This window comes from Phaeobacter sp. S60, from assembly GCF_000826845.1.
Classification (GTDB): Bacteria; Pseudomonadota; Alphaproteobacteria; order Rhodobacterales; family Rhodobacteraceae; genus Phaeobacter; species Phaeobacter piscinae.
In genome coordinates this window covers 24,247-45,519 of record NZ_JSWJ01000010.1, presented here as the reverse complement: position 1 = coordinate 45,519, position 21,273 = coordinate 24,247, and the positions used below count along the sequence as shown (strand labels likewise).

Genomic DNA, 21,273 nt, shown 5'->3' with positions numbered 1-21,273 from the left:
TCGAACGTGGCTGTGCTGTTACCTCGCTCGGAGCAATTGCTATGCGCCAGCTACGAGACAGATACCAATCGCGCCTGTTTCGGGTCATAGACATAGCCCGAAATCGTCCCGTCCTTGATCCGTTCGACCGCATCCTTGATCGCGAATATTGGCACGAGGAACCACTCCCTCGGAATCACGGGTCGACCGAAGCGATCCATGATTTCGATCTCGAGTCGTGCGGGTTCGAAAATGCGATGGATCAGGTTCTCCAGCTTTGTCCGGTTGATGTTGTATAGTTCATAAGCTGCAACCACCTCCACATTCGCCATGAGAAACGTTGGCTGCAGATGCGCGCCAGCGATCCGCTTTTCAACGCTCATATTGGTGACGCCGATCTTGTGTACGAGGTCTCGATTTTCGGCGACAAGTGGATGATCGGATTTGCTGCGAAGCACATAAATCGTCCCGCTCGCCTCATCGCCATCGATTGTCTGATCCGAAAAAAGTGGCCCTGCCGATGGGTCTGTGATCCGGCGTCCGGCGTCGTCCTTGTTCAAGGCGCGCTGAAGCGAGCGCATCAGCATGTTGCTCTCGGTTCCGTTGTCGAAAATCACCCGCAGACGCGCGTCCGTGCGACCTTGCTCGTTGGTGATGGTCTCGCCCTTGTCGGCGACATAGGCTATCTGACCGCTGACGATGAAGAAGCGTCCCTTCTCGATCTCGGCCTTCATCTCGAATGGGCGGGTTTCGCGCAAGCCGCTACCCAGCTCTTTCTGGACCTGCTCGAACAAGGGTTTGAACGTCGCAAAATCCTCGCATTTCTCGCGGTTTGCGACTTCATCTGCCGCCTTTTTCTCGGCCGTCGACCGGACATGCTTTAATTCCGTGAGTGGTGATTTAGCGACCTCCACGCCCAGTTCGGCGAGAAGGGCATCGTCATCGAGGTCATCGGATTCCGACTCTAAGTGCGTAGGGGAGCCTGCGAGGAGTCCCTGCTCGTCCAGTGGGGCCAGGAGGTCGCGACACTCCTGCAATTGACGGATCTGGTCAAGACGCACCGCGTAGAGGCGTTCGAAGATATCGCGGTCCTCCCCGTGCTGGGGAGGCCGACCATGCTCCTCTGCGAATCGCAGGATTTCCTCGAAGCCTGCGATGATGCGCTCTTCGCGTGGTGTGCGGCTGAGCTGCTTCTTGACCTCGACCTCGACGCCGAGCTCAGCAAGAAGGGCGTCGTCTTCGTCGGTGAAACCCTTAGCCATTGGCAGCCTCCTGTTTCATGCGCGCGAGATAAGCCACGCCTTCGGCCATTTTCTTTTCCCAGGGGTCCGGCGATGTAATCGACGGCAGGCGGCCTCGCTCTTGCTTGAACTTGACGGCTCGCTTCGCAAGATCGCGCGCCTCATCCGGTGACAGCTGCACTTTCTTCGCTGAGATTACAGCCTGAACCTGCCGAAGGCTTTCTTCGCTCATCGTTTTGGCCAAGATCGAATAGGCTTCGCCGAACGGATTGATGCGATCGATCAGGTCGATATCGAGCTCTCGCACGTCCATTGCGAATTTCCGCACACCGTCGATCAAGGCGGTATTGCCGTTTGTTTCTGTGTCATCGCGGCTCGACAGCGCGATCTCTTTCGCCTTCTGGGTCAGATTCAGTGCGGCGACTGCATGTTGGCGAACTGCTTCCTGATCTTCGGCATCCAGCTCCGGGAACCTGGCGCCGACGATCTTGCCCATACGGACCTGCGTCAGTTCCTCCGGCACCAGCTCTTCGTCGAATAGGCCCCGTTCGATCGTGGTCTTGTCCTGGACGAAGGCGGTGATCACCTCGTTCAGGTCTTCTTGGCAGATGCGCTTGGCTTCCTTGCTCTTAGGCGGGGCCAGCCCCTTGATCTCGATCTGGAACTGCCCGCTGGCCTCGTTGAAACCGACGTTTTCCTTGGCGGGATCATAACCGCCTTCTCCATACTCAAACCCTTCGACAGGGCCACTTTTGGGGGTCTTGGGCGTGAAGTTGAAACGCGGAGCCAGCACCTGCTCCATCAAAAGGCTCGCGGCGATCGCCTTCAGCGTATCGTTTACCGCCTCGGTCACGGCCTCGGCTGCCGCGTCCGGCTCCGCGATCAGGTTGGTGAACCGCGCACGGGTCTTTCCCTCGGCGTCACGAGTGGCACGGCCAATGATCTGCACGATTTCCGTCAGGCTGGCGCGATAGCCGACCGTCAGGGCATGCTCACACCAGATCCAGTCGAACCCCTCTTTCGCCATCCCGAGGGCGATGATGATGTCGACATGGTCGCGGTTGTTCTTCTGCGCGGGGTCTTTCAACGCGGTGGAAACCTTGTCACGCTTGGACGACTCGTCGTCCACCAGATCGGCGATGCGCAGGACACGTCCCTCGGGCGCCCTGACCAGCTGAAAGCCTGTGATGGGATCCGCTCCCTGCCAATCGCCCAGGGCGTCAATGATATGCTCGACTTCGCGATGTTTGTCCTTGGTACTCTCGCGCGAGTTCACATTTGGGATGTGCAGGATCGTCTTCTCGGCCGGGTCCAGCACCTTGAGGATGTCGTCCGCATAGGATCCGGAATAGAAAAAATAGCCGATATCTAGCGTTTTCAGGTATTTATAGCCGTTCAACTGCTGATAGTAGGTATAGGTGAAAGTATCGAACTTCGCCTCATCTTCGGGCGACAGAACGGCTTCGGCATCGCCGCGGAAATAGGACCCAGTCATCGCAACCAGATGCACCTTGTCGCGCGCGACAAGGGCGCCCAGATGCGTGCCCAGCTTGTTATCAGGGTTGGCAGAGACGTGGTGAAATTCGTCTACCGCGATGAGCCGATCGTCAAACGCTTCAATCCCGAACTTGTCCACGGCGAAGCGGAAGGTCGCATGGGTGCAGACCAGAACTTTGTCGTCGCTCGCCAGGAACTTGCCGACAGCGCCCACTTTGCCATCATCCCCGCCGGGAGCGTTGCACAGGTTCCATTGCGGTTGCACGGTCCAGTCTGCCCAGAAGCCGTACTTGCTCAGCGGCTCGTCGTTGAAGCTGGACCCGATGGATTTTTCAGGCACCACGACGATGGCCTGACGCAGGCCTTGATTGTGCAGCTTGTCGAGTGCGATGAACATGAGCGCGCGGCTTTTGCCAGATGCCGGCGGCGACTTGATCAGCAGGTATTGCTCGCCCCGCTTCTCATAGGCACCCTCTTGCATTTCGCGCATGCCAAGCTCGTTCGATTTCGTCGAGCTTCCATTGGCAGCGTAATTGACAGAGACGGAAGGAACCTGCTTTGTCATGATGCTTTCCTTCTGAGGGGCGCGGAATCATTCGCTTTTCGGCAGGCAATCAAAACCCGATCAAGTAGCCATACCGCACCCTGTCTATCGTAACGGTATGATTTATATGTATTTTCCAATTTATGCCCTCCAGCCCACATACGCACAATCAAAACCCGATCAAATGTTGTCCCTGTCACGCCCATGAGGGGACATAGCCAGCACGAGGGCGTTCAGCATCAGCTGGACGGATCAGATCAGCATCCAGCGTTGCGCGAATAACCCGTGACGCCTGCGCAGCGTTCTGGTCGTCGATGCCAAGCCGCTCACGAAGTGTCGCGTTCGTCATCTTCTGACCGCCTACGTATTTGAGCGCGGCGTGTTGGTAACACGCTCGCACGGCTTCTTCCGGTGTCATGTCCGCAAAGCGGCGTGGTGCAAACAGAACCACACGCACAGCGTCACCCTCCATACGAAAATCCGGTGGGGGCAACTGGTGGAGCTCAACCGCCGAGATCACCTTGTCGATGCCGGTGCCTTGTTCTTCGCAAAGTTTCATGCGCCGCATCAACGACGCAAGGGCTTCATTTCGTGAACGCGGCGGTGAGTCCAAAAACCGGTCGGGGCTAACTAAGGGGGCACCTGGATTCGTGATCTCCATTCGATCACTGAACAACTCGATGAGTGGTCCTGCGCCGGTGATCGTCATGTCCTGGTGGATCAATGCGTTGGCAATCAATTCGCGGATCGCTATCGACGGATAAAGCGGACGCTCCTCGCGGAATGCTTTTCCGATCAGCTCGTTGCGAGGCAGAAGGCCGTCGATGTAATCCACCAGCCCCTGAAATCCCGCTGCATAGCCGCGCTGGCCATCTTGGCGGTGACTGACGTCATCGGCACGTCCGGTACCGGCATAGGCCACGAAGCGGACGCCTTTACGCTCCACAGAGGGGCCGAAATCGGCAAGTTTTTTGGCATATAGGATTGCACCCAGATTGGTGATGTTCCAACGGTCGCTTACATCTTTCTGGATCAGGCGATCCGCCAATAGCTTGTCGAAGATCCCCTGCCTGTTATCTGGCAAGGGCTGGCTCGTGAGGTCGAAGTAGTTGGCGTAATTCAGCCGCTCAAGAACGTCGTCGCCAGTCAGGAACTGCGCCGCTACCCCTGTCTCCCAAGCGTAGGGTTGCAACTTGGCCCAGAGGGCGCGCAGGCGTTCCGGATGGTCGGACAGGCGCGGCGTGGCGCTGCCGATGCGTAAATAGGCTGTGCGGTCGAATTCTACCGGGGCGGTTGCGGCGGCAGGGATGGTCAGCAAGATCAGGCCCCCCCCATCGTGATCGACCTCTTCGAAACGGAACTCGATGCTTGGCGATAGGTGGTTCGCAATCCACAATTCCAGCGGCTGCCCCTTTTCCTTCTTCGCCGTAGGCTCAAAAACCGTGCCGACAGCCGCATGATCACGGTCTCGCACCCCCCAGACCACATAGGCGAAATGCTGATCGGCGAGACGTGCGGCGTTGGACAAGGCCGAGATCAGCTTGCCGATCAACGGTCCGTCGGCATTGTTCTCCTTGAACTCGATCCAGGTGGTTTCCGCTGGTTTAGCGCGTAGATCGTCCACCAGTTTGCGGGTGCGTTCCGCGCTCATCACTGGGTCAAGCGTCATCGTGTGTTCACTTTCTGACCCATCACGACCGACCTGCTCTTCTCATAGGTGTGTTCCTCAGTCGCGTGCATACCCTGCTCGTTCCAAGTGGTCGAGCTGCCGTTCGCGGCGTATTTGACGGAGACGGAGGGGGCACCTTTGGTCATTGCGAAATCCTGTACTCGTTCAAATAGCTGATGGCCCAGGTGGGTGGACTCGGCCAACTGCGAAAGCCCTTCTGGTGCCAGGTCACGCTATTCGCGCCAATCTTGTCGTTTGCTTCCATGAAGCCGACGAGGGCATCGTGATCATAGAGATATAAATCGCCGTCATGAAGAAAGGCGATGTGAATGCCCTTGCCCGTGTATTTCCGATTGATGACGAGCCGCCCCTTGAGTTGAACCTTCAGGAAAGTCTCACCATCGAAATGCACGGCGATGAAATCCGCGCCCTGCCAGTCATCGGTCAGGCGGATGCTGTTAAAGCCGAAATCGGCCAGTCGCCCGGCGACCTTCTGGAAGTTGTAGTTCTCTTTCTGCCGCGAGTTTAAATCGGCATAGGCGACGCGCTGGAGCTTCATGCGCTCACCTTCGTCGTCATCTTCGTATACATATCGAACAGCCTTTCCAGCCGTTCAGTGTCGTTGCGGAAGCGGCGGCCGATGTAAATGCGTTCCAGCACCTCGTCGTTGTGGTCATGGGCGGCGCGGAGGTTGGCGGGCATTTTTTCAGGGTCGTAGAGGTCGGCGATGGTGGCGGGGAAATGCGACTCGCGGGCCAAAAGGATGTCCTCCGCCGCCGATGTCAGGTTGGCGCGGTTTTTTTCGGTCAGTTTCGGGACGGGGAAAGTGTTGTAGCAGATAGCAGACGAATATCTAATGTCCGTCTTAAGGCGCCCAGCCAAAACCTTGATCCACGCCATATGTAGTTGGCTCAGAAGGATTGCTAAGTGCCAAATTGGCGCATCATATATCGCCTGTGCTGAATCAGACACTATTGTATCAGATGAAAGAAGCCCAAATGGAATGTAGGGCCTGTTTTCCGAAGATACGCGCGGAACGATAATTACTCTTTCGTTCGCTGTGTGGGTGTATCGAAACTTGTGTGGGCGCTTAGAGAGGGTTTTTGCAACTTGACCGCCCATCTGTCGCACTGCGGAAACGGCGTCAAATCTCTTCTTAAGTTCTGGTATTTTTGCGGCTTCAACTACATCAGTATCCGCCACCCAAATGCAGTATCTTTGCTCTCCACTGATATAATCCTTAGAGCCATATATCTTTTTTATGAATCTACGGGCTTCCGGATAAGCATTGATGAGTTTTGCGCGCCCTGCCTTGTCAATAATGAGGTTCCCGCCATCATATGGGCTATTTCCTGTCAACATTGGTGTAAGCCCTGAAATTGAGGTCAGAGATTGCATCACCACTTGCTCAGTATTTGGTATCAGATAAGGCCCGATACTCTCTACACGTTGAGCCAAATCATTCTCGAAGAGAGTTTTTGGCAAGTTTGATCTTTGTTGAAGGCCGAGAATCGAACAGATCACCGCAGCGTTGTTTGTTGCATTATTACTCCATCTTATGCTCTTATGAGCAAAACCTATCTCGACTCCTTTTGAGAAAACGATGGGCCAAAGTTGATGGACTTGTGCTCCTTGATTTAGAGAATTGGTTGTAACAAAGGCTGCTTTGCAAGGCTGGATATTGATAAATTTCACTGCTTTAATTATCCAGCCTGAAACATAATCCAACTCGCCGATTTTCCCTTTAGTGTCAAATACAGCAGTCAGTTCAGCTTTTTGTTCAGTTGTCTGACCTTTGCCTCCAAGGTACGGCGGGTTCCCGCAGATATAGGTCTCGCCCCCCTCGTTCGCGAAGTCGATCTGCGCTTGATCCAGCGGGGACATGAACAGGTCGTCGGCCTGAAACTTCACCCCCGTCCCCGTGGGCGGGCAGACCGACAGCCAATCCAGCCGCAGGGCGTTGCCGCAGGTGATCCAGTTCTGCGCGTCCAGCGGCAGGAATTCAGCCAGCGCCTCTTTCTGGCCGCGATAGGTCACGTCGCATTGGTATTCCGCGATGATCAGCGCCAGCCGCGCGATCTCGGCCGAAAAATCCCGCAGCTCAATCCCGCGATAGTTGGTCAGGGGAATGTCGGTGCGCCGCTGCGGCTCGCCGCGCCGTTTGTTGATCTTATACTCCAGCGCGCGCATTTCCTTGTAGGCGATGACAAGGAAGTTGCCCGACCCGCAGGCGGGATCAAAGACGCGGATCTTGGCCATGCGTGCGCGCAGATTGGCCAGCTTGCGCGCGTTGTCGCCCGCCGCCTCCAGCTCGGCGCGCAGGTCATCGAGGAAGAGCGGGTTCAGCACCTTCAGGATGTTCGGTACCGAGGTATAGTGCATGCCAAGTACCGAGCGTTCCTCTTCATCCGCGACGGCCTGGATCATCGACCCAAAAATGTCGGGGTTGATCTGCGTCCAGTCGAGGCTGCCGATATGGGACAGATACCGCTGCGCTATCTTGGAAAAGCGCGGCACATCTGTGCTGCCCGAGAACAACCCGCCGTTCACATAGGGGAAGGTGTCGGCCCAACGGGACAGCTTGACCTCGACGCGTTTGGCGATGGGCGTGTTCATCGCGCGGAAAATCTCGCCGATGATCTGATGGGTGTTCGACCCGTCGCGGTTGGCCATCTGGTCGATGGTGGCGGTGAACAGATTGTCGCTGACGAAAATGTCGGTATCTTCGGCGAAGAAGCAGAAGATGAGCCGCGCCATAAAGTGGTTCATGTCATGGCGTTTTTCCGCGCTGCCCCAGTCGGGGTTGTCCTTGATCAGCTCGACATAGAGCCGGTTGAGGCGGCTGGTCGCGCGGATGTCGAAGGCGCTTTCGCGGATCTGTTTGACGGTGGAGATGCCAGCGAGCGGCAGGAAGAAGCCGAAGTGATCGGGGAAATCGGTGTAACGACAGGCGATGGTTTCGCCAGTGGTGATGTCCTCGGCCTCGAGGTCGATGCCATCGGTGGCGAGGATGAACTTCGCCTTGGCGCGGGTGGTGGCGGGGCTATTGCGCAGCGCGCTAAGCTTTGCCGCGATTTCGCCCGGCGCGCAGGTCGTAAGGTGGATGTTATTGGTCTGCAGGACGCCGCTGATGTCGGACTTGTTCGACGCGCCGGTGCGAAGCCGCTTGATGGTGGTGTCCTTGTTTCCGAAGGCCATGAGGAAGGCATAGGGGAACTCGGCCGCCTCAAAAGGCTGCTCGGCAAGTTCGGAAACGGCTTGTTCGATTTCAACGGCGTTCATGTGGCTGTCCAAGGGTTGATCAGGTCGATTTCGCAGCCTTCGAAATCAGGCGTGTTGCGGGTGGCGACGGTAGCCCCGCGGGTGTGGGCAATTGATGCAATCTGGCAATCGGCCTGGGCGATCGGTCGCCCGGCGGCACGGCGTGCAGCGACGATGGTGGCATAGGACTGAGCCGCGTCACTGTCGAAGGGCAGAATGCGACCAGCGAGATCCTCACGCAGGATACGATCCACTGCCTCAACCAGCGCTGCGCGACGCTTGCCATTTCCCATGATCGCGAGGCCGTAGCGCAGTTCCGCCTCCGATATCGAGGTCAGGTAGATGGACAACCCGTCCCGGGCGGACAGCCATTGTTCGACCTTCGGTTCCGGGGCTGGGCGTAAGAGCTCGGAGATGACATTCGTGTCGAGGATGATCACGCGTCAGGCCCGGTCGAATGCGGGCGGTTCACGCATGACCTCTCGCTGCGGAAGGTCCAGATCCACACCGCCGAGGGGTGCGACCCGCGCACGGATCGCTGCTGCAAGATCGTGGGTGGGCTTCGCTTTGCCCACGACATGGCGCAGTATCTCGCGCGCTTCCTCTTCCATCGAACGGCCATGCTCGGCCGCACGGATGCGAAGGCGCCGCTTAACATCATCGTCAAGGTTTCGGATGGTAATGCTTGCCATGATATCCTCCTGACAGGATTGTAATCATCGCAATCAATGAGATCAAGCGCAAACGCAGTCATGTTGAGGCAAGACGGGGGATTACCCGCTGCTAATCGTCTCTTCGTCTCGCTTTTTGCGCGGCACCAGTAGCTAGTGCATGTGTTCGTCCCTCCTCAAAGGTGGCGATCTCCCAGAGCGCGGGATCAAGTGCAAGAAAACGCTCTTCATGATTGGAAGCCGCATCGCTATCGCCAAGGGCGAAAAGGCAATTGGCCAGCGTGGCGTGTATCCATTTCATGTCACTGCGCTCAACCGAGGCAGGGTCGTTTAAGACGCGCTCGAGGTTGGCAACGATATTTTCGCGCGTTTTACGTGCGCTCATCCGGTCGAATAGCGCTTCTTCTGGATCAGACTGAAGTTCTCCCCGCATATCGTAGCAAGTTGCTAAGTTCTCACCGTTGTAGTAGTCGCCTCGCACTTCAAACCCCCGACGATAATGACGGATCGCCATATCTAACTGTTCGGGTTGGTTGGTCGCTAACCACAGCCGCTTATACATAGCACCCGTGATTCCACGTGTTTCTGGATCATTTGACTGTTCTGGATCTAGCGCAGAAATTATTTTGATTCCCTCGATTAGTGCGGAGACCTGATCTGGTTGCGCCGCCTTGTAAATTGTTAGCGCCAGTTGCTGTACTATGAAGGGATCGTTGGGCTTGAGTAAGTTGGCAGCCTGGAAAGCCGCCGCAGCTCCTACGTGATTGCTTTCCTTGTTTAACTTCTCGGCTTGGCGAATTAGGTCTGCTAGTCGTTTTTGTTCAGCTTCCATCTCATCGACCAACTCGTCAAATTCTTCCTCGGTGAGCATTGGGCGCCGCAATCGCGGAAGAAAAGCATAAACGGGGCTGTCGGGTTTACCCGAGGCTAGTGCAGCTTCTATGAGAACCCGAAGCTCACGTGCGGCACGGCCAGCTTCTCGCGCGCCAATATCCTCTCCAAGGTGCCGGTAATGGAAAGTGCTGATGTGGTCGAGGTCAAAATAAAGGCGACCCGCATCCTCCTTCATAACAATAGTTGAATTCGGGCAAAGCGCGTGCCGGACGCCGAGTTCGTAGATGGCATTGGGATTTCCGGTTGAGATGTCTGCGACTACAAGGTCTGATCTCAACAGCATTTCATACATTTCGAGGTCAATGACCCCCGAATGGGTCACTTCGTCGGCCCTGATGCAACGGAGACCAGCGTCTTCCACTGCGGGGCGTATGATTGCCTCATATGTCGCATCTAGGTCGAGCGTACGACCGCTTTCATAGTCGGTCTTCTTTCCAAACCCCATGACAACAAAACACACTTTACGTTCGTCAGACATTTTCACCTCTTTGGGACTGTGTCGTTTGTCCCTGTGTGCCGTTCAGGCGGCACTATGCCAAAAGCGCCATCGATATGATCGCGCGCATCAATGCCGTAGATGCGCACAGTCACAGCTGCCGCTTGGATATGCATGGAATTTTGGGCACGTACCGAAGTGGCAGCAGCACTTGCGTCCCGATAGGCTGCTATCGCATCTTCAAACTGCCCCAATACTAGCAGGGCCTCGCCGCGTGTCGCTATCCCCCAAGGGCTGGGTGAAGCCAACTCCACGTGCTCAAGCGCCAGGCGTGCTGCCTCGAGCGCTGCCTGTGGGATTGGATCATGATCGGCGCTTAATGCTAGATGCAAGAATGCGACGTTAATTCCCTGATAATAGGCTTGGGCGAAATTCCCCGCCGCAATCGCGGCAGCTCGGCTCTCAGTGTAAAGCAACAATGCCCGCTCAAAATCCGTCTGGCGACGCTCGAGCAGCCATCGCCGCTTCAACCGACCAGCGAGAACCCCGCGCGGATCCAGTTGATCCCGACCGTCCGCCCAAGTCTCGATAACATCGAGGGCTGCTTGTGATCGTCCGAGGCTTTCAAGGGCGAGCGACAAGGTGACCACGGCATTGCCGTCGAGTTCAGCAACTCTGGGCTCGAGTAGGTCGACTGCGCGCTGGAACTCCCGGCGCTCGACGGCGAGCCGTGCCGTATCGGTTACTGCATGCGGAGGAGCATCGCCGCGCAGCAACCGCCTCAGAATATCGTAAGCCAAGTCGTTACGCGTGGCAGGGCGGACGATCTCGAGGTGGTTCCCCGGGATTGCTGCCTGCTGGCTAATTGGGAACGGATCGAGCGACGACATCGGCGGAACGAAGGCATCAACCTCGCCAGCAACCGAAGTAAACGCGAACGGACTCTTGTCTCCGAATTCCCGCGTCCAGTCAGAACGTAGCTGGGAGATAAACGCTCCCCCGCTATCCATGTCGCGAAGCTGAAATTTGAGCAGTCGTGCGAGGCCAGCCTTTACTAGGCCCGCGCTCGGCGTCCCAAATATGACAAGGTGTGACAGGCGGCCGTCAAAACATGCCGAATCTAGCACTGCGCGCTGTGCGACAAGGCCGCCCATGCTGTGGGCAACGAGTGCAATGCAATCATATCCCGCTAAAGCGCGCGAGGTCAGTTTGGTCGCAAGGCTGCGCGCGCATAGCCGGATGCCGGGATCTGCTTCCCACAACGGAAAGTCGAGCGACAGCCGTGACGGATATCCAAGGCTGAACGCGTCCCAATCAGAAAAGTCAGGGTCATCAACGAACAATCTGGAAAAGTCCGTCCACGTTCCGTTGGCTGTGCCAGAAAAGCCATGTAAGAAGATAAGGGCGGTTCGGCTGCCATTGTTGCGCAGCTCCAGAGTATTCGGATTGGGTACTGAACTGCCCTTTCTTGAGAACAAGCCTACTAGGCGCCTCAACCCTATCATCGGGTGTGGTCCATGGTAAGAATCTCGATGACTTTGAGACCTTCGGCCCCGGCGTGTTCAGCCAGATCAGCCGTAAAGTCGTCTTCTGCGCGCGCAGTCCCATTCCACACTACAATGGCGAATTTCTCACGGGCATTTGCCCCTGATACGCGTGACACGATCTCATGATTGGCCTCCAAGAACCCTTCCTGGTCTGTTCTTTCATAGCCAAGCTCGATAAGATCCGATTGTGCGCGAGCCCGAGCTATCACTTTATCGAAGCGTGGCCCCCAATCGCCAGGACGGTCGGTGACTGACACTTCGCGAAACTCGGCCACCGGAAACGGCAGAATGATTGTGGCGGGTATGGCTAGCGCTTCGCAAGCCTCGAGTGCTAAAATATCGGCACCACACGCAGCTGCACACACAAGTCGAGCAATTTTTCGCTCCATCAGCGCGGCTGCAATTGCCTCTCCTACCGCAGGTGCACGATGTAGTGGAAAACTCGGCGTTTCGCGACCGACAGGGTCGATCCGGCGACCGGCGAGACATGCAATCGCCGCAATAGTCATTTGATCTCTGGTGCCAGTTTGGACCAAGGGACCATCTTGATTCCGTTTTTTGTTAACCAGCTCGGCTGGCGTCCAGTAAAGCGGTCGCCTGCGTGAACGGCGACCACCTTTTTCCCCAACTCGAGGCTCTTTTGTACTTCCCAACCGACCCAACGGCTTTCTGCTGTTTTGTCTGAGACATAGACAACCGTCACAGAGGAACGGTTGATCCGTTCGGTAATCTTCTGGCGAATGTACTCGGCGCGTTCGCTGTTATAGGGGGCACGCACCGAGTGGTCATTGAACTCAATGTCGCTGTTCTCGTTTTTTGCCTGGGCGCGCAACAGATTGACCTCGTTAATGTCTTCCGTTGCAAAACTTATGAAGACATTCCGCTTCCCGCTGGTAAGAGCCTCGCGCGCCTTTTGCTCCAGGGCGCTAATGTTACCCAACTGGTTCCAGCCGCCGCCGCCGCCACCGCCCATGTTATGCCTCCCCAAAGTTAAATTCATTGCAAGCGATACATGCGCCGCATGCCTCGTCATTGCCTAAGTGACAGGAATAAGTTCCGACGATACCTTTTTCCTGCGCTAGCGCAACGACGTCAATTTTATGAAATTCTGCTAGTGGAGCGATTACGCGAATCTTTCTCCCCATGCTTACTGAAAGCAATGCTTCTACTTGTACTAGGAAGGCGTTGGTCTGGTCGGGAAAGAGGCTGGCATCTTCGTGCAGCAAACCAATGGAAACGGCATCAGCACCACGCTGTATGGCGTAAGACGATGCCAACAGAAGAAATAACAGGTTGCGCCCAGGGGTGAAGGCATCCTCTAACACCCGCAGAGACGGATCTGTCAAACCTGAGCGGATCAAGCCCCCAAAACCACCAAGTTCGGCCACCTTTGGTTCTGGCAATCCCAGTCGGGCGAGAACGGCACGACAAGCGGCAAGCTCCTTGTCCTTTGATCGCTGCCCATAGTCGACGAACAATGGGTATTGTTCCAGCCCTTCCTCGCGGGCAAGTACGGTAACCAGCGTGGAATCCAGGCCCCCTGATACCAGTGTGACGATGCTCATTGCGCGTACCTCTTTTGTTGCTTGGCGATGCGCATCACAATCCAGATTGCCCAGTCGAGTATGCCCACCGGACATTTCAGATCTTCCGCGTGAACGCGCAGGACGTCCTCAAGCGGTAAATAGTGCTTGAGTGAGTTTACTGCGCTGCCTCCCTTCGAATGAAGACCGGTCAGCGACATATAGTCGAGGACGTGCCGATCGATTATCGCCAGGTCATATGTGAGCGCGACATTGCGCAAGAACATGCTTGCTTGCTTTGGGCCAATGCCGTGTGCGTTGTCCACGAGCCATCTACGCGCCTGGTTCGCTGTTGCGAACCCTGTAAGAAGGGTCGAGAGACTATCCGTGTTGCTCAATACACTGGAATGAATGCGTTCAAGTTGGACAGCTCTGACTAATGGGAAGCGGTAGAGCCGCTCGCGGCCACCTACCTTCAAGGGTGTACGCAGTATGCCGTGGATCGCGTTTCCGACATCGCCGCAGTGATGACTGCGATACAGTACTCCTGATTTATCGATCGCGTCGGCTGCGGCAGTCGCCAAAGCATAAGGCACCTGACTACTCAACACACAGGCCGACAATTCCCACCACAACGCACGTTCGTCTGCAGTATTCCTACATTGGGAGACTCGGTTTTCGATGTCGGGACAGATGCTCGCCACTGCGGACTGCAATTGCCGGCCTTCGTAGCTCATGCCTTAAATACCTCCGGGTTAAGACGGAGAAGCATCTCGGTAGCTGCCTTGCCTAGCCGACTAGTCACGAAGCTTTCTAATCGATCTTCTCTCGCCATTTCCCGTAACCTCACATTGAAGCGCATGAAATAGTCGATGTTGTGGAAGGCGACTTTTCCAGCGAAATCGACGTCTGGGTCGTCAAGCGCTTGACTTGCAATCGCCAAGTCCGCGAAACGCGTCTGGTCGGTGAATAGGTCAAAATGTTGAAAATGATTCAATCTGTCCGTTTCGTGGTCAACAACAGTGCGGCACCACTCGAGACCATCAAAGCAGTCAGCACCAGCAGATGCCAATATTCCCACTGTCCATGGATTGCCGGTACCGAGTAAGTGAATAGGTTGATAGAAGGATAACTGGTCGAGTTCACGGCGTACTTCCCGCATTGTGGCGACGCGCTGGCTGACACCAGCGCCAAGTTCGCGTTCTGGAATTCCGATCATCGGCGGATGGAGCGCTTCGGCCACTAGTCGTGTAACCTTTGGTATCATCTCAGCTTTGTAACCTCCGGAATTCAAGCGTGGCACGTGGATGACCGGCATTACCGGAGCATCTGTCAGCGCTTGATCGCGCCTGGCGTTCTCGATGATGTTATCGGCCAAGCGCGAAGGTTTACTGGGCAGTCTAGTTTTAGTTTTGTCGAAGCAGAACGCCCAGTCGAACGGGACGGCGCCAAGAACCTCTTCGAAATCACTCCTTGTCCAGCGCTTTGCTGTAAGCCTGCTCGCCTCATAATTCCCAGAATCCAACAGTATGAATCCTCCGGTGTCTTTATATTCATTGAGCGCATTGATGAGCGCATCTGGTTTGCGCCGCTTGACGAGGTCCCAAGCAGAGACAAGCAGTGTTGGCGCTCGCGCTAACGCAAGCGCCTTGACAGCACCATGAGGAACGAGCTGTGTTTCAAACGACGAGACTGAAAGGAACACACTGGGTAGTGGAAGACGTCCGTTTGCAATATCAGCAGGTCGCTTCGCGCGCTTGGTAGGCGGCAGGATTGCCGTCAAGCGATCAAATAGCCGCGAAAAGGCGGCGTGATCCTCCTGCCCTTCCCAAGAGGAGAGATCAGTCGTAGCGTACCCACCAAACCCGTACGCTGGGCCACTTCCATCGAGACTCGCGCAAATGATCGGCACTTCATGCTCCTGAGCGAGCCGAACTTCGTCAATCACAGTATCTTTTGTTCGCGATGTTTCCGACCAAAGCACAAGGGCGCATCTCGTGGCCGGAAGCTCCTTGTGAATATCATCTACAAAGCGTTGCTTAACGAGCCTATCCCACCACACTATCCAGCGTTGAGACAATAACTTGACCAATTCTTCGGTGCGGCCTTCGTCTTGGCGCCCGTAAATAATATAAATATCCGCCAAACTAATCTCCGTACCTATCCACTGGCAGTAAAACGCCAGACAAAGGATAGGTGCAAGCTTAACCTCAGATTGTTTTTGGTCTCGAGACAGCCCAGGCCACCTGGTAAAGAGCACTCGTGAAATCTCTGTTCACAGTGACCTTCTGGTGTAGGCTTTCAAGATCTACGGAATGCGCTTCATCGAGCATGATTACTGACTGACCGGAAATAGAATGTGCTCCAGCATCAGCGATGCAATCGCGGGAAAGGCCATCGGCAAGCACGAACAACGCGACATGTCGTTTTTCAATGGGAGGCGTACGGACATGCGCGGCATCGATGCCCAGCTCCCTCAAGCGGTGAAGCGTCTCTTCAAGCACGTATTTATGTCCCAATGTATCGGACGCTGCCAAGACTGCAACGGAGCCTTGCGGCGTACCACCAACTGGTTCTGATATTGGATTGAGCCGCTCCGTCGGAAAATCTCGATGCTGCACATAATATGCTACGGCGAGCGACGCCTGTTGCGCCGCTGTCGTTGCATCCTCGCCTGCAAGTCCCCAATAATGCGCGAAGGTCGCAGAGAACACGTCACCGGTGCCGATTTTGAAGACGCTTGAAGAGCGAAACGCTGGCACGAACGATGTCTGCTTGCCGCTTTCGACGACAATCGCTCCACGCACGCCTTGCTTAACTATGACGACCGAGGCGTGGCCTGCGTTGACCAGACCGTGCGCGGCATCATCGATGTTGGTGATGCCGGTTCCGCTGATGAGCTCCTGGGCATTTAGGACGAGCGTGATCTCGTCTGCATCTGAGCCATTCTCCCTAAAGTGGACAGGGCCGCACCTGCCTTGGGGATCAAAGATCGCACGCCTTGCGCGCACCACGGCATCACCCTCGACCAAGCCAAACCTTAATACCGTCTCGGCATCTACATAGAACACGGATTCTTGCACTATGTCGCGCGGCTCAAGGTGGGGGGTGGAGAGGGGGTGGAAGTAAGCAAACGCTATCGGCGATTTTCGAAGCCTGAGTTCCAACGCGATCCCGCTGTCCCGATACGGCTCTAAGGCGTTCGACTGGTCATTTTCGAAATAACTGTGAAGGGTTACTTGGTCACCAAGAGCGGCTAGCGTCTGGGCCGCGCGTCCACCTGAGCCGAGCAAGGTGTTCCACGCCGGGTGAAGGCAAATTTCCCGATAAAGTCCTCCAGCTATGTGCATTTGAACGCACCACCCTGTCACTTGTAGCCGAGCCGTTGATACACCTGTTTTTTATAGTGCCAATTGTTCTTGGTCTCCATCCTCCAGTTGGTGAGAGCATGTGCCACAATTTTTGGAGAGAATGGAACAAATATACCTCCAATACCCTTGATAATAGGCGGGCATGTAGCCTCTTCCATGTCGCGCGATCCATTGAGATTGATGCCAATGATGCGGCACCTCTTCTCCAAAGCGACCTCCATTTCCCAGCGTACGTACTTATGCTTAGATCTGGTGTCCTGTCCAATAAGGACGGCGAACGTGCCTGCTAAATCGATCCGCTCGCGGCACTTGCGCTTGATGTATGCCTCGTTCTCCGAATTGACCTCTTGTGCAAGCTGGCAGTTGGCGAAGTTGAAGTCGATGCTTTCGTTTTTCTTCCATGCGAGCATCAAGCGATAGTAATGAATGTCAGAGCTACTGAACCCGACGAAAGTACGTGGAAGCCCCATCTCGCCACCTCCCAATAATTGGTCACTAGTCTCCGGATATAACTGTACCACCAACTAATAGGAAGTCACGGAGCCCCTGGTGTCCGGCTTGACGGTCTTGTCACCGAAATTGCTCTGCCAGGGAACGAACGGCACCGTTGGGTAGATCCTTGTTTCATCATTTTGGCCGCCGGTTGGTCACGGTACACCAATTTTCTTTCGTTCGCACCCATCAAACGCAGATCAGCTGATCAAACCTAGCTTGTCAGCTATCCGGTAACCACACCTGTACGACCCCCCGCCGCCCGCCCTTCCGCCCGAGCTGTACCACGACGTCGATGCTGGAGGCGGCATAGCTCCTTACCTCTTCGAAGCTCATATTGATGCCCACCGACATGACCATGAGGGCAAGGCGGTCGAGCGCCTTCTGCGCGGTATCGGCGTGAATTGTGGTGAAAGAGCCGGAATGGCCGGTGTTGATCGCGTCGAGGAAGGTCTTGCACTCATCGCCGCGCAATTCGCCAAGAATGATCCGGTCAGGACGCATGCGCAAAGAGGTCTCCAACAATTTGGCCGCTGTGCGTTCACTTGAGGGGATACGGTCCGCCTTGAGCATCGCGCGATTGGGCTGCGGAGGAAAGAGCTCGAATGCGTCCTCGATGGTCACGATACGTTCCGTCTCGGTCACCAGCGCGAGAAGTGCCCGGGCAAAAGTCGTTTTGCCCGTGGACGTCCCGCCGCTGATCATGATGTTCAACCGCTCGTCGATGCAGAGTTTCATGGCGGCTCGAATATCCCCCGCCTCGGTCAGTGCGATCACCCGTTCGGCTTTTGCCTGTCGTTCGGCGTCCAAATCCACCAGTGCACCGTGTAACAGACCGATGTCGCCCAGGGTGAGTTGGTCTTCACTATAGCGGCGCAAGGTGATCGAGGGCCCGCCATCCACGACCGGTGGATAGACGACCTGTGCCCGGATCGGCTTGCCATTCATCTCAATCTTGCCGGAGACGAGCGGCTTTTTCTCGCTGATCTGTCCGTGAGTTGCGCTGGCAATGGATGTTGCAAGGTCCCGAGCTTGGGCAGGGGAGTAAAATACGCCCTCGAGGCCGACCATATGCTCAGCCCCCCGGGTTTCTACCCAGACCTTTCCATCGGGATTAATGGCTATTTCGACCACGCAGGGATCGGAGAGCGGTGCAGCCAGAGGTTTTAAATAGGTCGAAAGAAAACTGGTTTTTTCTGCCGCCTGGTTCATGGCTGGCAGCCTGTGCGTTTCAGGTTTGTGTTGCTTTGAGACACGCTGCCTCTCCCTTCGGTCGAACGCGTGTTTCGACACATGATTATTTTGTCGAACCTGAAACGCACTTAATAGAACTCGAGATCACGGTCGACGATCACACTGATCGCAGCACCAGGCTGGACCGAGATAACCGGAGGCAGGGCGGCATATTCGCCGATCACCGCATCGGTGGCCTGCGAAAAACTGCCCGCGACATCCTCGGCAATTTCTGATCCGGTCTCGGAGCTGGCCTCGGATGCGGCGATTGCCGGTCCTGCGCCGATGATCGAGAGCAATGCAGCTGTGCCAAAGCGCAGCCCAAAGCGGGAGTTCACGGAGCCCGTCACGCCCGACCGGCCCTGATCGTCCGCGCCAAATGCGGCGAGCTGAACCGATTGCCCCTCGGGTGTGACGATGCGTGACCAGCCAACCAGAATGCGGGCCTGGCCCAAAGAGACATTCGAATTGTAGGTCCCGAAGAGGCGGGAGCCTTCGGGAATGAGAACGCGGGACTGATCGAAACTCCAGACCGGGTAGTTCACGATGGCCGTAATCTGTCCGGGCAATGTGGATTCGATGGCGGTTTCCAGTGACGCTTGAATGAGCGTGCCCTGCAGAACCGTATTGGAAGGATTGGCGATAACCTCCGCTGTCGCGACTTGAACGGGCTGGGCACCGTCCAACACGAAGGCGCGCGCGGCTGCATCTCCGACCGCAGGTCCCCTCTCGGGGTCGGATGCCGGACTGCCCGTCTGGCCGCCCGCATCAAAGATCACCCCTTCGGACCGGATTTGTGTATTGCGCAGCGCCGCCGCCTCGGCACGCCGACGGCCCAGTTCAGCCCGTCGCGCGGCTTCCTCGGCAGCGAGTTGATCCCGCTCGGTTTGCGCGCGTAGAGCATCATTCATACCGTCATCGATCTGCTGTTGCAGGGCGTCGTTCTGGCGCTGCAGTCCGAGCATTTGCTCCATCAACTGCTCCATCCGGCCTTCGGCAACACGTGCGCGTGCGGCAACCTGCGTCGCGATACGCTTTTGCGCTTCAAGATCGGCTTCTGCCAGTCGGGTGTCCATCTCGCTTTGCATCTGGGCGATGAGCGCCGTGTTCTGTTCCTGGACCGAGCGCAGCGCTTCGGCCAACTCGGCGGAATTGTCGGGGGCAGGGGCCTCGGCCAGTCTTGCCAACTGGGCTTGTAGGGCGACCACGTCGCTCGCAAGCTTGGCGTTCTGCTCCTCGAGCGCCAGGCGCTGTGCCGCGAGTTCATCCTCGATTGGACCGGGATCGAACCTCGGCTCCGATCTTTGTTCGGTCGGTTCAGCGTCTGCTGTCATGCGGCCGAACCCGTCACCGTCGACCTGATCCTGAAAGTCGTCGGCTTTCGATGTTTCAACGGCAGAAGTGATGCCGCTGCCTTGCACAAGCGGGTAGGCAATGATGGCGGTCCCTGCCAGAAGCAATGCACCCAAACCAAGCCTGAGCCCGAGAGATGCGCGCCGCTTGGGCGCGAAGCTGTATTCCTTTTCCCCTGTTTTCTCGTCGCTCATGATCAGAACTCCCGTCCACGCAGGGCGGCCACGGCAGCAGCCTCGGTCGTGAACCCACCAGTCTCACGGGTAATGCAGATATGATCGTCGCCCATGCGGATCGTGTAGGCGTCCCGCACGACCGCACCTTGCGTCTGGCTGTTCTGGGTGATCTCGTAGCCTTGGGCGTTCAAGCCGAAGATCGAGGGCCGCACGCCGGGCCGAAATTCAAAGAAGGTCGAGCGCCCATCATTCCAGACCCGCACCGGGCGGATCGCACCGCTGCCCGCGAACTGATAGCCAGTATCTCGGCCTCCAGCCGCAAGCTGGCGCCCGGCGGGCCGCTCGTCGGGAAAGTTCACGACGATCCGGAACGACTGTGTCCGCGTGCGTCCCTCTGTCAGATAGAAGGCGACAGCGCGGCGGTTGGTATAGATCGTCAGGTTTGTCGCGGCCCGTGCCTCGACAGGCTTGATCGAGATCGTATTGCGGTTCGACAGAACCTCCACTTCATAGGACGCGGAGTCACCGATCAGGACCTGATTGATCCGTTCGCCGGGACCGAGTTCGATTGACGTGTTCACCCGAAGGTGGGTGTCGACCCGGATCACATCCGTGGGGTTAAAGGTCACGTGGCGAACGCGGGCGTCCTGTCCGATGGTGACCGGTGCGCGCTCGGCCAAGGCGGGCGTTCCGAGCAACCCGCCGACCGTAGCGATGGCAAGTAGAAAAGTTTTCATGAATTATTCTCGTGTCAGTGTTTCGGCATCGACCCGGTAAGCGGTCACCGAGAAGCCAAGGGGATTTTCCCAAACGCGTGTCAGGGAGCGTTCGCGGCGGGGGGCAAACTCAAACCCTACGGTGGCGATGAATGTCTGCGTGACCGGTGCCTGGTTGGGTCGGGTGAGGCGTTTGTCGAACCGGATCTGGGCCACTTCGTCCTGCAGGAAGGTGATCGCCCGCACACGGACATCGACCTGCGCATTCGCGCCATAGCTGCGCGGTGGATAATTCTCGGAACCCGTGGTCCAGAGTTCTATCAGTGAGGCGCGGGCTGGCCCACTGGAACGCCGCTGGACACTTTCGAGCCGTTCCTGAATGCCGTTCCTGAAATAGCTCTCGCGGTCGCTGATATAGCTGACAAGCAGAGATTCCTTGATCGCTTCCTCATCAGTGATGCCGGTCGGCTGAACCTGGTAGATGCGCTCTGCTGCACCCGACGTGCTATCAACGAGGACGGTAAACACTTCGGTTTCGCGCAGGGGCAACATGACCGTGATGGTCAAGGCCAACAGCACGGTAACGGCGCAGGAACAGCCCGCAACGATCCATGCGGCGCGCGCTGCCCGGCGCGGACCCATCACCAAATCGATATCGAAATCACTCATG

The 21,273-nt window shown here is 56.6% G+C and carries 21 protein-coding genes; all 21 read right to left on the bottom strand.

Going from position 1 to position 21,273, the window contains the following annotated elements:
• Positions 1–50: 50 nt before the first annotated feature.
• Entirely contained in the window at positions 51–1,241 is a 1,191-nt protein-coding gene (locus OO25_RS09680) for a GIY-YIG nuclease family protein (protein ID WP_040179862.1), read from the bottom strand.
• Positions 1,234–3,282 (bottom strand): pseudomurein-binding repeat-containing protein, encoded by a 2,049-nt coding sequence (locus OO25_RS09675; protein ID WP_040179861.1) that lies wholly within the window; start codon positions 3,280–3,282, stop codon positions 1,234–1,236. The genes OO25_RS09680 and OO25_RS09675 overlap by 8 nt, the downstream gene beginning before the upstream one ends.
• Positions 3,283–3,457: 175 nt before the next feature.
• On the bottom strand, positions 3,458–4,930 hold the full coding sequence (locus OO25_RS09670; RefSeq protein ID WP_082035320.1) for an ATP-binding protein: 1,473 nt from the start codon (positions 4,928–4,930) through the stop codon (positions 3,458–3,460).
• Positions 4,927–5,076, bottom strand: coding sequence for a hypothetical protein (locus OO25_RS22945; protein ID WP_175304817.1), 150 nt, complete (start codon positions 5,074–5,076; stop codon positions 4,927–4,929). Before OO25_RS22945 ends, OO25_RS09670 begins: the two co-directional genes overlap by 4 nt.
• Positions 5,073–5,489, bottom strand: coding sequence for a hypothetical protein (locus OO25_RS09665; RefSeq protein WP_040179860.1), 417 nt, complete (start codon positions 5,487–5,489; stop codon positions 5,073–5,075). The genes OO25_RS22945 and OO25_RS09665 overlap by 4 nt, the downstream gene beginning before the upstream one ends.
• On the bottom strand, positions 5,486–8,212 hold the full coding sequence (locus tag OO25_RS09660) for a DNA methyltransferase (protein ID WP_040179859.1): 2,727 nt from the start codon (positions 8,210–8,212) through the stop codon (positions 5,486–5,488). The genes OO25_RS09665 and OO25_RS09660 overlap by 4 nt, the downstream gene beginning before the upstream one ends.
• Positions 8,209–8,631, bottom strand: coding sequence for a type II toxin-antitoxin system VapC family toxin (locus tag OO25_RS09655; RefSeq protein ID WP_040179858.1), 423 nt, complete (start codon positions 8,629–8,631; stop codon positions 8,209–8,211). Before OO25_RS09655 ends, OO25_RS09660 begins: the two co-directional genes overlap by 4 nt.
• 3 nt (positions 8,632–8,634) lie before the next feature.
• Positions 8,635–8,883, bottom strand: coding sequence for a plasmid stabilization protein (locus OO25_RS09650; protein ID WP_040179857.1), 249 nt, complete (start codon positions 8,881–8,883; stop codon positions 8,635–8,637).
• 91 nt (positions 8,884–8,974) lie between these two features.
• A complete protein-coding gene (locus OO25_RS09645) occupies positions 8,975–10,234 on the bottom strand; it encodes a TRAFs-binding domain-containing protein (protein WP_040179856.1) in 1,260 nt (419 codons plus the stop codon).
• A gap of 2 nt (positions 10,235–10,236) precedes the next feature.
• The gene (locus OO25_RS09640; RefSeq protein WP_139044768.1) at positions 10,237–11,670 is read right to left on the bottom strand and encodes an alpha/beta fold hydrolase; all 1,434 of its coding nucleotides are present in this window, start codon (positions 11,668–11,670) and stop codon (positions 10,237–10,239) included.
• 23 nt (positions 11,671–11,693) lie between these two features.
• Positions 11,694–12,248, bottom strand: coding sequence for a hypothetical protein (locus OO25_RS09635; RefSeq protein WP_139044767.1), 555 nt, complete (start codon positions 12,246–12,248; stop codon positions 11,694–11,696).
• Complete coding sequence (locus OO25_RS09630) at positions 12,245–12,712, bottom strand: TIR domain-containing protein (protein ID WP_040179854.1); 468 nt, start codon at positions 12,710–12,712, stop codon at positions 12,245–12,247. Before OO25_RS09630 ends, OO25_RS09635 begins: the two co-directional genes overlap by 4 nt.
• A gap of 1 nt (position 12,713) precedes the next feature.
• On the bottom strand, positions 12,714–13,304 hold the full coding sequence (locus OO25_RS09625; protein WP_040179853.1) for a 7-cyano-7-deazaguanine synthase: 591 nt from the start codon (positions 13,302–13,304) through the stop codon (positions 12,714–12,716).
• Complete coding sequence (locus tag OO25_RS09620; RefSeq protein WP_040179852.1) at positions 13,301–13,999, bottom strand: DNA lyase; 699 nt, start codon at positions 13,997–13,999, stop codon at positions 13,301–13,303. Before OO25_RS09620 ends, OO25_RS09625 begins: the two co-directional genes overlap by 4 nt.
• Positions 13,996–15,408 (bottom strand): toll/interleukin-1 receptor domain-containing protein, encoded by a 1,413-nt coding sequence (locus tag OO25_RS09615; protein WP_040179851.1) that lies wholly within the window; start codon positions 15,406–15,408, stop codon positions 13,996–13,998. Before OO25_RS09615 ends, OO25_RS09620 begins: the two co-directional genes overlap by 4 nt.
• 64 nt (positions 15,409–15,472) lie before the next feature.
• A complete protein-coding gene (locus OO25_RS22200; RefSeq protein ID WP_052465644.1) occupies positions 15,473–16,612 on the bottom strand; it encodes a carbohydrate kinase family protein in 1,140 nt (379 codons plus the stop codon).
• Positions 16,613–16,629: 17 nt separating this feature from the next.
• A complete protein-coding gene (locus OO25_RS09605) occupies positions 16,630–17,103 on the bottom strand; it encodes a TIR domain-containing protein (protein WP_040179850.1) in 474 nt (157 codons plus the stop codon).
• 244 nt (positions 17,104–17,347) lie between these two features.
• The gene (gene virB11, locus OO25_RS09600; RefSeq protein ID WP_082035318.1) at positions 17,348–18,337 is read right to left on the bottom strand and encodes a P-type DNA transfer ATPase VirB11; all 990 of its coding nucleotides are present in this window, start codon (positions 18,335–18,337) and stop codon (positions 17,348–17,350) included.
• 110 nt (positions 18,338–18,447) lie between these two features.
• Positions 18,448–19,905 (bottom strand): TrbI/VirB10 family protein, encoded by a 1,458-nt coding sequence (locus OO25_RS09595; protein WP_052465643.1) that lies wholly within the window; start codon positions 19,903–19,905, stop codon positions 18,448–18,450.
• Between the two features lie 2 nt (positions 19,906–19,907).
• Complete coding sequence (locus OO25_RS09590) at positions 19,908–20,624, bottom strand: TrbG/VirB9 family P-type conjugative transfer protein (RefSeq protein ID WP_040179849.1); 717 nt, start codon at positions 20,622–20,624, stop codon at positions 19,908–19,910.
• A gap of 3 nt (positions 20,625–20,627) precedes the next feature.
• Entirely contained in the window at positions 20,628–21,272 is a 645-nt protein-coding gene (locus tag OO25_RS09585) for a virB8 family protein (protein WP_052465642.1), read from the bottom strand.
• Between the last annotated feature and the right edge of the window lies 1 nt (position 21,273).